Here is a 13,154-nt window from a genome sequence, read left to right on the forward strand (position 1 = left end):
TATGTGGATATTAACCGTGTGGTGCGTGATACCATTGCAGAGATTGGTTATACCAATACAGAGTATGGTTTTTCTGCTGAGACAGTGGGAGTTCATCCGTCACTTGTTGAGCAGTCACCAGACATTGCCCAAGGTGTTAACGAAGCCTTGGAGGTCCGTGGAAATGCAGACCAAGATCCACTGGACTTGATTGGGGCTGGAGACCAAGGTCTCATGTTTGGATTTGCAGTGGATGAAACAGAAGAGCTCATGCCTTTGCCAATTTCACTCAGTCATAAATTGGTTCGTCGTCTGGCAGAACTTCGTAAGTCTGGGGAAATTAGCTATCTTCGCCCAGATGCTAAATCACAAGTTACGGTTGAGTATGATGAAAATGACCGTCCAGTACGTGTGGACACAGTTGTTATTTCAACTCAGCACGATCCAGAAGTCAGCAATGAACAAATTCACAATGATGTCATTAATAAGGTTATCAAAGAGGTTATTCCAGCCTCTTACTTGGATGAGCAAACAAAATTCTTCATCAATCCTACTGGTCGTTTTGTAATCGGTGGGCCTCAAGGAGACTCAGGCTTGACTGGTCGTAAGATTATAGTGGATACCTATGGTGGCTACTCTCGTCACGGTGGTGGTGCCTTCTCTGGTAAGGATGCGACTAAGGTGGACCGTTCTGCGTCATATGCAGCTCGTTATATTGCCAAGAATATTGTTGCAGCGGGTCTTGCTAAGAAGGCGGAAGTACAATTGGCTTACGCTATCGGTGTTGCGCAACCTGTTTCTGTTCGTATCGATACTTTCGGTACAGGAACAGTAGCTGAAAGTAAGCTTGAAAAAGCAGCTCGTCAAATCTTGGACCTTCGCCCTGCAGGAATTATCCAAATGCTGGATCTTAAACGTCCAATCTACCGTCAAACAGCGGCATATGGACACATGGGACGTACAGATATTGACCTTCCATGGGAACGTTTGGATAAGGTAGATGCTTTGAAAGAAGCAGTAAAATAAATGAATTGAAGAAAGAGGGAATCCCCTCTTTTTTATAGTTTTTTTAACTATACTGGGATACTGTTCTGAAAATCCATTTTGCGAAAGTAGAGATTTACATGTATTTCTTTAAAAATGATAATGGTTGAGATTTCTCCTTGTTGCTTGGACTTCATTCAAAAGTCTGTTACCCAAGCCTTGTTCAAACTTCCAATACACTAGCTGTTTCTATAGCATGACTTCTGCACTAGACTTTCTTTTCCGAATAAATAGATAGAACCATAGAATCTAGTAAACCTAGAATTAAAACTGTGGTATAATATTAGCAATAAAAGGAATCTGGAGGATCAGAATCATGGTATCAACGAAAACGCAAATTGCTGGTTTTGAGTTTGACAATTGTTTGATGAATGCAGCAGGTGTGGCTTGTATGACGATAGAGGAGCTAGAAGGGGTTAAAAACTCAGTTGCAGGAACCTTTGTCACAAAGACTGCGACCTTGGACTTTCGTCAGGGGAACCCTGAACCACGTTATCAAGATGTTCCACTTGGTTCTATCAACTCTATGGGTTTGCCAAATAAGGGCTTAGACTACTATCTGGACTACCTTTTGGATCTGCAGGAAAAAGAGCCAAATCGAACTTTCTTCTTATCTCTAGTTGGCATGTCTCCTGAGGAAACCCATACTATCTTGAAAAAAGTCCAAGAGAGTGATTTTCGTGGTCTGACTGAGCTAAACCTCTCCTGTCCAAATGTTCCAGGAAAACCTCAGATTGCCTATGATTTTGAGACAACAGACCGGATTTTGGCAGAGGTGTTTGCCTACTTCACCAAACCTCTTGGAATTAAATTGCCACCATATTTTGATATTGTTCACTTTGACCAAGCGGCAGCTATTTTCAACAAGTATCCTCTTAAGTTTGTCAACTGCGTCAACTCTATCGGAAACGGCCTATATATAGAAGATGAGTCCGTCGTTATTCGTCCTAAAAATGGTTTCGGTGGCATTGGTGGAGAGTATATCAAACCGACTGCTCTAGCCAATGTTCATGCCTTTTATCAACGCTTAAATCCTCAAATCCAAATTATCGGAACAGGTGGCGTTTTGACTGGTCGTGATGCCTTTGAACATATCCTCTGTGGAGCAAGTATGGTGCAGGTGGGAACCACCCTTCACAAAGAAGGAGTTGGTGCTTTTGATCGTATTACTAATGAACTGAAAGCAATCATGGCGGAAAAAGGGTACGAAAGCCTAGAAGATTTCCGTGGGAAATTGCGCTATATCGATTAAATTCATTAAAAAATCAGAAGAAAGGAGAGACGATGCTAGCTATTGAAGAAAGCCAGAAGTTGACTTTAGCAAATTTACCGAACCTGAGCCTTTTTACAGGGACAGATCAGGGTCAGTTTGAAGTGATGAAGAGTCAAGTGTTGAAACAGATTGGTTATGATTCTGCCGACCTAAACTTTGCCTACTTTGATATGAAAGAAGTAGTTTACAAGGATGTGGAACTGGAGTTGGTCAGTCTTCCTTTCTTTGCGGATGAAAAAATCGTGATATTAGACCATTTTGTCGATATGACAACAGCCAAGAAACGCTTTTTAACAGATGATGAGCTTAAGTCGTTTGAGGAATACCTTGACAATCCTTCGCCAACAACCAAGTTGATAATATTTGCAGAAGGAAAGCTGGATAGCAAAAGACGGTTAGTTAAATTACTTAAGCGTGATGCCAAGGTCTTTGATGCAGTAGAAGCCAAAGAACAAGAATTGCGCCAGTATTTCCAAAAGTGGAGCCAGAAACAAGGTCTGCAGTTTACCAATCATTCTTTTGAAAATCTCCTCATCAAGTCGGGTTTTCAATTTAGCGAAATTCAGAAAAATCTCCTCTTTTTACAGTCCTATAAATCAGATGGGGTGATTGAGGAAAAGGACATTGTCGAGGCAATTCCTAAGACCTTGCAGGACAATATCTTTGACTTAACTCAGTTTATTCTGACTAAAAAGATGGATCAGGCGCGCGATTTGGTGAGAGACTTGACCTTGCAAGGGGAAGATGAAATCAAACTGATTGCAGTCATGCTGGGACAATTTCGGACTTTTACTCAGGTGAAAATTTTGTCAGAGTCTGGGCAAACAGAATCGCAGATAGCAAGTAGTTTAGGCAGTTTTCTCGGACGTAATCCAAATCCCTATCAAATCAAATTTGCGCTGAGGGATTCGCGAGGACTTTCCTTGAGCTTTTTGAAGCAAGCTATTTCCTATTTGATTGAGACAGACTATCAGATTAAGACAGGTCTTTATGAAAAAGGTTTCCTTTTTGAAAAGGCACTCCTACAGATTGCTAGTCAGGTCAATTGACTTTTTTTGAAACTATAACCCGTGTCAAGATTATTATTTTGTCATGGGTTTCTTGCTAATTTGCTTGTTTTATACTCAAGGAAAATCAAAGAGCAAACTAGGAAACTAGCCGCAGGTTGCTCAAAGCACTGCTTTGAGGTTGTAGATAAGACTGACGAAGTCAGCTCAAAACATGTTTTTGAGGTTGCGGATGAAACTGACGAAGTCAGTAACTATACCTACGGCAAGGCGACGTTGACGCGGTTTGAAGAGATTTTCGAAGAGTATTATTAGAAAGTATCTCAGTGATTTCCTTTTCTATAAGCAAAAAACTTGAAAAAAGTGAATGTTTGCGTTATCATTTTCATATAGAAAGAAAAAGAGGTATTACAGATGGCTATTATCTTACCAGATCTTCCATATGCATACGACGCTTTGGAACCATACATCGATGCGGAAACAATGCACTTGCACCATGACAAACACCATCAAACTTATGTCAACAATGCCAATGCAGCTCTTGAAAAACACCCTGAAATCGGTGAAGATCTTGAAGCCTTGCTTGCTGATGTAGAATCTATCCCAGCTGATATCCGTCAAGCGCTTATCAACAATGGTGGTGGACACTTGAACCACGCTCTTTTCTGGGAATTGATGACTCCTGAAAAAACAGCTCCATCAGCAGAACTTGCAGCAGCAATCGATGCAACATTTGGTTCATTTGAAGAATTCCAAGCAGCCTTCACTGCAGCAGCAACAACTCGTTTCGGTTCTGGATGGGCATGGTTGGTTGTCAACAAAGAAGGTAAACTTGAAGTGACTTCAACAGCAAACCAAGACACACCAATCTCAGAAGGTAAAAAACCAATCTTGGGCTTGGACGTTTGGGAACATGCTTACTACGTGAAATACCGCAACGTGCGTCCTGACTACATCAAAGCTTTCTTCTCAGTGATCAACTGGAACAAAGTAGATGAATTGTACGCAGCTGCTAAATAATGGTATATGGAGGGAAGAATTGTTCTTCTCTTTTTTAGGTTATATGATTCTGGTCTGACGAAATCGTCAGACTTTTTTCATTTTTATGAGAAACGTGCTAACTGCTAGAAATTATGGTAAAATAAAGTATTAAGTAATCGTGGAAAAAGGATATCTATGCGAAAAGAAATTGCACCTGAATTATACAACTATAACAAGTTTCCTGGTCCTGAGTTCCATTTACACGGGGACAAGGTTGAAACGGAAGGGATAGTTTTTTCCTTGGTGGAAAATATCAAGGATGCCTTTGATGTGACGGCTTTTAATCAGCGTTTTTCAGAAGTCTTAACTAAGTTTGATTATATCGTGGGGGACTGGAGCAACGAACAGCTTCGCCTACGAGGGTTTTACAAGGATGACCGAACAGAGGAAAATCTTGAAAAAATCAGTCGTTTACAAGACTATCTTTTAGAGTATTGTAGTTATGGTTGTGCCTATTTTGTCTTAGAAAATGAAGCCCCTAAGCGAGCATCATTTGACAAGAAAATGCGTAAGAAGGAAGAAGAAACGCCTTCTAGAAAAGGAAAGAAACCGACTCAAACCAAACGAAAACCGAGTGCAGATAAGAAAAATAGACGTCGTCAGAAAGACCAGCATTCTCAGAAAGAGGACAAGGGACAACGTCATTTTGTCATTCGTCAGAAGTGAGTAGAGAATAAGGAGAAGAAATGAAACCGTCAATTTATAGTTTAACACGTCAAACCATGCAGGAATGGGTATTGGAGCAGGGAGAAAAGAAATTCCGTGCAGATCAAATCTGGGAATGGCTCTATCGTAAACGTGTGCAGTCATTTGAAGAAATGACCAATCTTTCAAAAGATTTGATTGCTAAGCTCAATGACCAGTTTGTGGTCAATCCCTTGAAACAACGTATTGTGCAAGAGTCTGCTGATGGGACAGTTAAATATCTTTTTGAATTGCCAGATGGAATGCTGATTGAGACAGTACTCATGCGTCAACACTATGGTTTGTCTGTCTGTGTGACCACTCAGGTCGGCTGTAATATCGGTTGTACCTTCTGTGCCTCTGGTTTGATTAAGAAACAACGTGACCTCAATAACGGTGAAATCGTAGCGCAAATCATGTTGGTTCAGAAATATTTTGATGAGCGTGGTCAAGACGAACGCGTCAGCCATATCGTTGTCATGGGAATCGGTGAACCCTTTGATAACTACAACAATGTCTTGAATTTCGTTCGTACTATCAATGATGACAAGGGAATGGCCATCGGAGCTCGTCACATCACGGTTTCAACTTCAGGTTTGGCCCATAAAATTCGTGATTTTGCTAATGAAGGAGTTCAGGTCAATCTTGCTGTTTCTCTTCACGCACCAAACAATGAATTGCGCTCAAGCATCATGAAGATTAACCGTGCCTTTCCGATTGAAAAACTTTTCGCAGCCATTGAGTACTACATTGAAACAACAAATCGTCGTGTGACCTTTGAATATATCATGCTTAATGAAGTTAACGATGGTGTAGAACAAGCCTTGGAATTGGCTGAATTGCTCAAGAACATCAAGAAATTGTCTTATGTAAACTTGATTCCTTATAACCCAGTTAGTGAGCATGACCAATATAGCCGTAGTCCCAAAGAGCGCGTCATGGCCTTCTATGATACGCTTAAGAAAAAAGGGGTCAACTGTGTTGTTCGTCAAGAGCATGGTACTGATATTGATGCAGCCTGTGGACAATTGCGTTCTAATACAATGAAACGTGACCGCCAGAAAGCAGTCGCAGCAGTCAATCCTTAATGATGAAGAAAACTCATAATCATATTTTGGTCTTGGGAGTCATTTTCTATAGCATTTGTATCGTATACTTTTGTTTTACTCCTCAAGAACATTCTCCCGTGGGAGTGGAAACTCCAGGTATTCAGCATCTTGGACGCCTGGTTTTTCTTTTGACTCCTTTCAATTCTTTCTGGAAACTGGGCGAAGTGGGTGATATGGGACAATTATATTGGATTTTTTTGCAAAATATCCTCAATGTCTTCTTGCTCTTTCCTCTGATGTTCCAACTCCTTTATCTCTTTGCAAACTTAAAGAAAACAAAAAGAGTTCTTTTTTTCAGTTTTCTAGTGAGTCTTGGAATCGAGTGTACGCAGTTAGTCTTGGACTTTTTCTTTGATTTCAATCGCGTCTTTGAGATTGATGATTTGTGGACCAATACCTTGGGTGGCTATTTGGCTTGGCTCCTCTATAAACAATTACATAAAAATAAGATAAGGAATTAAAATGAGTATTTTAGAAGTTAAAAACTTGAGTCACGGTTTTGGTGACCGCGCAATTTTTGAAGATGTGTCCTTCCGTCTCCTCAAGGGAGAACATATCGGTCTGGTCGGTGCCAATGGTGAAGGAAAATCGACCTTTATGAGTATTGTGACTGGTAAGATGTTGCCAGATGAAGGGAAAGTCGAATGGTCTAAATATGTGACTGCTGGTTATTTGGACCAGCACTCTGTCCTTGCTGAAGGCCAATCTGTTCGTGATGTTCTCCGTACAGCCTTTGATGAGCTATTCAAAGCTGAAGCCCGTATCAATGACCTTTATATGGAAATGGCTGAAGACGGAGCGGATGTTGATGCTCTCATGGAAGAAGTTGGTGAACTCCAAGATCGTTTGGAGAGTCGTGATTTCTATACCTTGGATGCTAAGATTGACGAAGTAGCGCGTGCCCTTGGTGTCATGGACTTTGGCATGGATACGGATGTAACTTCTTTGTCAGGTGGACAAAGAACCAAGGTGCTTTTGGCTAAACTCCTCCTTGAAAAGCCTGATATCTTGCTTTTGGACGAGCCGACCAACTACTTGGATGCTGAACATATTGACTGGCTCAAGCGCTATCTTCAAAACTATGAAAATGCCTTTGTCCTCATTTCACACGATATCCCATTCCTAAATGACGTGATCAATATCGTCTATCATGTGGAAAATCAACAGCTGACGCGTTACTCTGGTGACTACTACCAGTTCCAAGAAGTCTATGCCATGAAGAAATCTCAGTTAGAGGCAGCTTACGAACGTCAGCAAAAAGAAATTGCGGACCTCAAGGACTTTGTCGCTCGAAACAAAGCGCGTGTTGCAACACGAAACATGGCCATGTCCCGTCAGAAGAAATTGGATAAGATGGATATTATCGAACTCCAAAGTGAGAAACCAAAGCCATCCTTTGATTTCAAACCAGCTCGTACGCCAGGGCGCTTTATCTTCCAAGCCAAGGATTTGCAAATCGGTTATGACCGTCCTCTGACCAAGCCTTTAAATCTTACCTTTGAACGCAATCAAAAGGTTGCCATTATTGGTGCCAATGGTATCGGGAAAACAACTCTCTTGAAGTCGCTCTTGGGCATTATTCCACCTATTGCTGGGGAAGTTGAACGCGGTGATTACCTAGAACTTGGATACTTTGAACAGGAAGTAGAAGGGGGCAATCGCAAAACCCCACTTGAAGCTGTCTGGAATGCCTTTCCTGCCCTGAACCAAGCGGAAGTTCGTGCAGCCCTTGCTCGTTGCGGTCTGACAACCAAGCATATCGAAAGCCAAATTCAGGTCTTGTCAGGTGGGGAACAAGCCAAGGTTCGTTTCTGTCTCTTGATGAATCGTGAAAACAACGTTTTAGTTCTGGACGAGCCTACAAACCACTTGGATGTGGATGCCAAGGATGAACTCAAACGCGCTCTCAAAGAATACAAGGGATCGATTCTTATGGTCTGCCACGAACCAGACTTCTATGAAGGCTGGATGGACCAAATCTGGGATTTTAACAAGCTAACTTAAAAATGAGTATAAAAGAAATACAGTACCGAATGTGGGTACTGTATTTTTTAGGTTTTTAAGATTTAATACTCTTCGAAAATCAAATTCAAACCGCGTCAACGTCGCCTTGCCGTACTCAAGTACAGCCTGTGGCTAGTTTCCTAGTTTGCTCTTTGATTTTCATTGAGTATAAAATCTTAGTCTTTCACCACTTCGATGCTATCGATAGTAATAGCAGTAGTTGGTTTGTCTTTCTCATCTTTTTCGGCTTTAGCAATCTTATCTACAACATCCATTCCGTCAATCACTTGACCAAAGACTGGGTGTTTGCCATCTAGACTAGGATTTCCACCTTCTTTGTAGGCTTCGATGATTTTCTTTGGATACTTGCTTGTAGGGAGTTTAGCAGAGGTATCTGTAGAGTTTTGATTGATGAAGAACTGGCTACCATTGGTGTTTGGTTGACCAGTATTAGCCATCGCAAGAGCACCACGGATGTTATAGAGATAAGGAGTAATCTCATTTTTGAAACCAGTTCCCTTGTCTTTTGTCTTATCCTTGTCATGCCAGATAGACTGACCACCTGTACCATCTCCTTTTGGATCTCCAGTTTGGACCATAAAGCCATCGATGACACGGTGGAAGGTGATTCCGTTATAGTAGCCTTCTTTGGCATGAGTGAGGAAGTTTTCAACTGCTAGAGGAGTCAGTTTAGGGAAGAGTTTAATGCGGATATCACCTTGACTTGTGTGGAGAATCACTTCGGCTTCATCTTCAGCAACTTTCTTAGAAAGTTGAGGGAAATTGGCATTCTCGTTTGTTAAAGCATCGTTTAACTCCTTGGCTGATTGGGCTGCTGCTTTGGAGCTCTCTTCAGCGGCCAAGCTAGAATCTACATAGTCATCACCACGCAAACTACGTTGGATACTGCTACATCCAGCTAGGGCTACAGTAGATAGTAAAAGAAGGGTTGCTAGTTTTTTCATTCTGTTCCTCTCAAAAATTCATTTCTACCATTGTACCCTAAAAGGAAGTGGATTTCAAATATTAGTGGCAGGGTAGTTTTACAGTCAAGCAACCAAAAAGTCGCTTGATTAGAGATTCTTTTTTGGATGTCGGTCAATAATGTCCTGATACTGTTCCAGTATCTGCTCTCACTTTGAAGTCAATTTGTAGCCACGAATTGAAAATTGACTTGCTAATTCTTCTTCTGAAAAGTTGTCATGAAGGGCTTGGTCCAGATCTGCAGCCTTCATCTTAGATAGTCCTGTAATTCCCTTGCTTTTCAAAATATTCTTTTTCATTGTAGCATTCAGATGGTCAAGTGAATCAAAAGCTGTTTCAATGACAGCATAACCTTTTTCCACCAGAGTTTTTAGATGTTTTGGGGCATCAATGCCATAAGTGTACTCAAAGTATTTTGGGAACCAGATCTTAAGAAAGCTCTTAAAGCATCACAATTAGTAAACGTTAATTCGAAAGAATTACTATATTTTAAAAGAGCACATTTTCAAAGGATTTTTTCTTTTGGCTTCAATTCCTAATTCTTAATACTAGGTCTCGAAAAAAATTATGCTTCCTCTTTCTGTCTGAGTTCAAAGAGGTCTTCTACTTTCAGATTAAAAACTTGAGCAATTTTAAGAGCCATTTCCAGCGAAGGATTGTAACGGTTATTTTCCAAGTGCAGAATTGTCTCGCGTCGCATACCGATGAGGTCGGCTAACTCCTGTTGGGTCATGCCTGTAGACTCACGAACAGATTTGAGATTAGTAATAATCTTGCTTTCTTTGGTCATGCTTATCCTCTACGTTCCAAGATAAAATAAACAAACGCAAAGATGCAAATCAAGGCAGCTATGCTAATAAATATCTGGCCCATGTAAAGAGTGAGAGACCCCATATACCCAATGATAATTGCTAGGATCATCAGTGCGCCTAGTATAAAAACAAACATCAAGCTAGTTGCCTTTGCTAAATTAGCATAAAAGCGTTCGTCCGGAGTTTCCTTGACATTTTTCAAAGAGAAAAAACCAAATAGAATCACTTCAATAACGAGGCCAATTCCCAAAATCCATTCTTTAATACCAGAACTTACGCTTGGGGTCGCAACCCAAATCCCTACTGTATAAAAAATGCTTGCTGCAAAAATAAGTATCGCGTAAAGCTTAGCAGACAAGTCAAAAATAGTCTTTCCCTTACTTTTCTGACTCTTATGAGGCCATGGTTTCATATGTAGCCAGCCCCAAATAGCTATAATTTGACTTAACACTGAAATACCAGTAATAACTAACTTGGATCCCCAACTAAGATTAGAACCAAATAAAACAGTAAAATCAATAAAGAGAGCTACGGCAATCATTGCAATGAGGCCACGCATTTTTTGACTTTTTTTCATGATAGACTCCTTTTTTGTGTTATAAATATATAACACTTAAATTTTATGTTATAAATATATCACATTTAAATTTAGAAAGCAAGAATTTATGTGCCAAGGTGGCAATTATTTGAAAAATTTTTTTAATAAAAGCCCTCGATAGTCAAACAACTAAAGAATTCTTTGAAGCAATGCATCGGATGAGATGAAGGGCTTGACTTGATAGTCTTTATAAAATGTTTCTAAAATAGTATTCACTGATAGCCTCTTTCAAACATTTATTTCCTACTTCTAACAAATTTCTAAAAGCTTTAAAAATTTTATAGTCTGTCAAGTTTTTTTCTTGACACCTGTCAGGAATCTGATATAATAGAACATGTGCTAAATAGCTTAGCTATTTCACCGAAATAAAAAATAAGAAAAGAGACTTTAAAAATGGCAGTTAAAATCCGTTTGACTCGTATGGGTTCTAAGAAAAAACCTTTCTACCGTATCAACGTAGCAGATTCACGTTCACCACGTGACGGACGTTTCATCGAAACAGTTGGAACTTACAACCCACTTGTTGCTGAAAACCAAGTAACTTTGAAAGAAGACCGCGTTCTTGCATGGTTGGCTGATGGAGCTCAACCTTCAGATACAGTACGTAACATTCTTTCAAAAGAAGGCGTATTGAAGAAATTCCACGATTCTAAATTCTCAAAATAAGTTTAAAGTAGGTTGACAGATGGATACGATTGAAAATCTCATTATTGCGATTGTGAAACCCTTGATTTCACAACCAGATGCCTTAACTATCAAGATTGAAGATACACCAGAATTTTTGGAATATCATTTGGATCTTGATCAAAGCGATGTGGGTCGTGTAATCGGTCGTAAGGGTCGCACAATTTCTGCGATAAGAACGATTGTCTACTCTGTCCCAATTGAAGACAAAAAAGTAAGAATCGTTATTGACGAAAAATAAGAAGGGCGGGACGAATGTCTCGCTTTTTTGTAAGGAGCAGGATATGAAGGATTTAACGTTTAGACAATTACAAGACTAGGTATACTCAATGAAAATCAAAGAGCAAACTAGGAAGTTAGCCGCAGGCTGCTCAAAACACTGTTTTGAGGTTGCAGATGGAAACTGACGTAGTTTGAAGAGATTTTCGAAGAGTATTACTCGAACATTACCAGTAGTCTCGAACTGAGGAAGGTCTTTTTATCAAGCTAGTGGAGGAAGTCGGAGAAGTAGCTGAGGTTTTGAATGGTCGCTCTGGTCGAAAAGAGGGAGTTCAAGATTCGAACGAGGAACTTGCTAAAGAACTGGCTGATATCATTCACTACACCGTCGCAATCGCAGCCATCAACCATATTGACCTAACTAGAACCATTTTTGAGAAAGACAAAACTGCAGCCATTAAGTACCAGCATGAACGTGATTTGGAAGGATTTTTGAAGGAATTCGAGAGTTGACATACTTTTTCTCCAACTTGAGAAAATCCCTGGAACGTGATAAAATAAAGGATAAGGATTTTTAATAATTCATTATACAGAATGAGTGGATTTCTTTATGAAGAGGATTGAAGTATCTACAGAAATTGGTAGTCTCTCTGTTACTTATCAAAAGAAAAAGAAAGTGCTAGTTTGTTTAAGTGGTGCAGGTTTGCTACCAAGTTATGAAAATTTTTCACTTATACTCGAAAAACTTCCGCCCACAATCGGTTATTTGACAATTGATTTTCCAAACGCAGGTAGGAGTTCGATTCATGACCAAGCTGACAAAAATCTGGATAATCTTGTAGATGCGGTTTATGAAGTACTTGAAGAATTGGCGATTTCTGAATATATACTTTGTGCACATAGTTTGAGTGGAATTTTAGCTTGCAAATTGCTCAACAAACCAATTAAGTGTCAGGCTTTAGTAGCAATTGAACCGACAACTAAAAAAGTCATGTTTGCTGATTTTTCAGAAAATCCTTATCCAGAAATGGAAGAGAAGATGAGCCTGATTGAGGAGTGTGGTCCTGAACTTTATTTTAAGAACTTAACTCAAGCCACATTTAGCCCTGAAACTAATAAAGAAATCTGGGAAATAATGCAAGAAAAAGGGTCAGAGTTGGAAAAGCAAGATTCAGGATTTCAGATATCTGGAGAGATTACTGAGGAAGATTTTGAGAATTTGTCGATAAAAGCTCATGTCCCTGTATTTATTTTTTGTCAGGCTTATAGAGAAAAAGAGTACAGAGAATCAGAATATTGGACTTCCAATACTAAACTTATTTTAGGAGGGAATCACCATTATTTACAATGGTCAGAATCAGAAAAAATTGTGACTATTATTCGAGAATTGTCAGAATAAGATGGAAAGAAGGAGACTACAGGAGACAAGATGAACTACTTTAATGTTGGGAAAATCGTCAATACGCAGGGGTTGCAGGGTGAGATGCGAGTCTTGTCTGTGACGGATTTTGCAGAAGAACGGTTTAAAAAAGGGGCTGAGTTGGCTTTGTTTGATGAAAAAAATCAGTTTGTTCAAACAGTGACCATTGCTAGCCACCGTAAACAGAAGAACTTTGACATTATTAAATTCAAAGATATGTACCATATCAACGCTATCGAAAAGTACAAGGGATACAGTCTCAAGGTTGCTGAGGAAGATTTGAACGATCTAGATGA

At 39.8% G+C, this 13,154-nt stretch carries 17 protein-coding genes and 1 pseudogene; 14 read left to right on the plus strand and 4 right to left on the minus strand.

Features of this window, described 5'->3' with window-relative positions:
- The 9 genes from metK to WKI23_RS08795 form a co-directional block, all read left to right on the plus strand.
- Positions 1-1,005: methionine adenosyltransferase (gene metK, locus WKI23_RS08755; RefSeq protein WP_368079654.1), on the plus strand; the 1,005-nt coding region annotated here is incomplete at its 5' end.
- A 334-nt stretch (positions 1,006-1,339) separates the two neighbouring features.
- Positions 1,340-2,275 carry a dihydroorotate oxidase gene (locus tag WKI23_RS08760; protein WP_368079655.1) on the plus strand — a complete coding sequence of 312 codons (936 nt, stop codon included), beginning with the start codon at positions 1,340-1,342 and terminating at the stop codon, positions 2,273-2,275.
- Between the two features lie 32 nt (positions 2,276-2,307).
- On the plus strand, positions 2,308-3,345 hold the full coding sequence (gene holA, locus WKI23_RS08765; protein WP_368079656.1) for a DNA polymerase III subunit delta: 1,038 nt from the start codon (positions 2,308-2,310) through the stop codon (positions 3,343-3,345).
- Positions 3,346-3,366: 21 nt separating this feature from the next.
- Positions 3,367-3,618 (plus strand): hypothetical protein, encoded by a 252-nt coding sequence (locus WKI23_RS08770; RefSeq protein ID WP_368079657.1) that lies wholly within the window; start codon positions 3,367-3,369, stop codon positions 3,616-3,618.
- Between the two features lie 99 nt (positions 3,619-3,717).
- Positions 3,718-4,323, plus strand: a complete 606-nt coding sequence (gene sodA / locus WKI23_RS08775) for a superoxide dismutase SodA (RefSeq protein ID WP_000974733.1) — start codon at positions 3,718-3,720, stop codon at positions 4,321-4,323.
- 156 nt (positions 4,324-4,479) lie between these two features.
- Complete coding sequence (locus WKI23_RS08780; RefSeq protein ID WP_368079658.1) at positions 4,480-5,010, plus strand: YutD family protein; 531 nt, start codon at positions 4,480-4,482, stop codon at positions 5,008-5,010.
- A 20-nt stretch (positions 5,011-5,030) separates the two neighbouring features.
- Positions 5,031-6,116, plus strand: a complete 1,086-nt coding sequence (gene rlmN / locus WKI23_RS08785) for a 23S rRNA (adenine(2503)-C(2))-methyltransferase RlmN (RefSeq protein ID WP_000804762.1) — start codon at positions 5,031-5,033, stop codon at positions 6,114-6,116.
- On the plus strand, positions 6,116-6,598 hold the full coding sequence (locus tag WKI23_RS08790; RefSeq protein WP_368079659.1) for a VanZ family protein: 483 nt from the start codon (positions 6,116-6,118) through the stop codon (positions 6,596-6,598). Before rlmN ends, WKI23_RS08790 begins: the two co-directional genes overlap by 1 nt.
- A 1-nt stretch (position 6,599) precedes the next feature.
- Positions 6,600-8,141, plus strand: a complete 1,542-nt coding sequence (locus tag WKI23_RS08795; protein WP_368079660.1) for an ABC-F family ATP-binding cassette domain-containing protein — start codon at positions 6,600-6,602, stop codon at positions 8,139-8,141.
- A 176-nt stretch (positions 8,142-8,317) separates the two neighbouring features.
- Here WKI23_RS08795 and WKI23_RS08800 read toward each other — a convergent pair whose 3' ends face one another.
- The 4 genes from WKI23_RS08800 to WKI23_RS08815 all read right to left on the minus strand — a co-directional run bounded on the left by WKI23_RS08800 (position 8,318) and on the right by WKI23_RS08815 (position 10,514).
- Entirely contained in the window at positions 8,318-9,106 is a 789-nt protein-coding gene (locus WKI23_RS08800) for a peptidylprolyl isomerase (protein WP_368079661.1), read from the minus strand.
- A 168-nt stretch (positions 9,107-9,274) separates the two neighbouring features.
- Positions 9,275-9,487 carry a hypothetical protein gene (locus WKI23_RS08805; RefSeq protein ID WP_368079662.1) on the minus strand — a complete coding sequence of 71 codons (213 nt, stop codon included), beginning with the start codon at positions 9,485-9,487 and terminating at the stop codon, positions 9,275-9,277.
- 203 nt (positions 9,488-9,690) lie between these two features.
- On the minus strand, positions 9,691-9,915 hold the full coding sequence (locus WKI23_RS08810) for a helix-turn-helix transcriptional regulator (RefSeq protein WP_000159796.1): 225 nt from the start codon (positions 9,913-9,915) through the stop codon (positions 9,691-9,693).
- A 2-nt stretch (positions 9,916-9,917) separates the two neighbouring features.
- A complete protein-coding gene (locus WKI23_RS08815) occupies positions 9,918-10,514 on the minus strand; it encodes a DUF3796 domain-containing protein (protein ID WP_368079663.1) in 597 nt (198 codons plus the stop codon).
- A 414-nt stretch (positions 10,515-10,928) separates the two neighbouring features.
- Between WKI23_RS08815 and rpsP the strand changes: the two genes are divergently transcribed.
- The 5 genes and pseudogenes from rpsP to rimM all read left to right on the plus strand — a co-directional run.
- Positions 10,929-11,201, plus strand: a complete 273-nt coding sequence (gene rpsP / locus WKI23_RS08820; protein ID WP_000268760.1) for a 30S ribosomal protein S16 — start codon at positions 10,929-10,931, stop codon at positions 11,199-11,201.
- A 19-nt stretch (positions 11,202-11,220) separates the two neighbouring features.
- Positions 11,221-11,460, plus strand: coding sequence for an RNA-binding protein KphA (kphA, locus tag WKI23_RS08825; protein WP_368079664.1), 240 nt, complete (start codon positions 11,221-11,223; stop codon positions 11,458-11,460).
- 191 nt (positions 11,461-11,651) lie between these two features.
- Positions 11,652-11,951 (plus strand): annotated as a pseudogene (locus tag WKI23_RS08830) (MazG nucleotide pyrophosphohydrolase domain-containing protein); the annotation flags it as partial.
- A 97-nt stretch (positions 11,952-12,048) separates the two neighbouring features.
- Entirely contained in the window at positions 12,049-12,837 is a 789-nt protein-coding gene (locus WKI23_RS08835) for an alpha/beta hydrolase (protein ID WP_368079665.1), read from the plus strand.
- Positions 12,838-12,867: 30 nt separating this feature from the next.
- On the plus strand, positions 12,868-13,154 hold a 287-nt coding region (gene rimM / locus WKI23_RS08840), incomplete at its 3' end, for a ribosome maturation factor RimM (RefSeq protein WP_368079666.1).

The sequence above is a fragment of the Streptococcus pseudopneumoniae genome, from assembly GCF_038148955.1.
Taxonomy (GTDB): domain Bacteria; phylum Bacillota; class Bacilli; order Lactobacillales; family Streptococcaceae; genus Streptococcus; species Streptococcus pseudopneumoniae_T.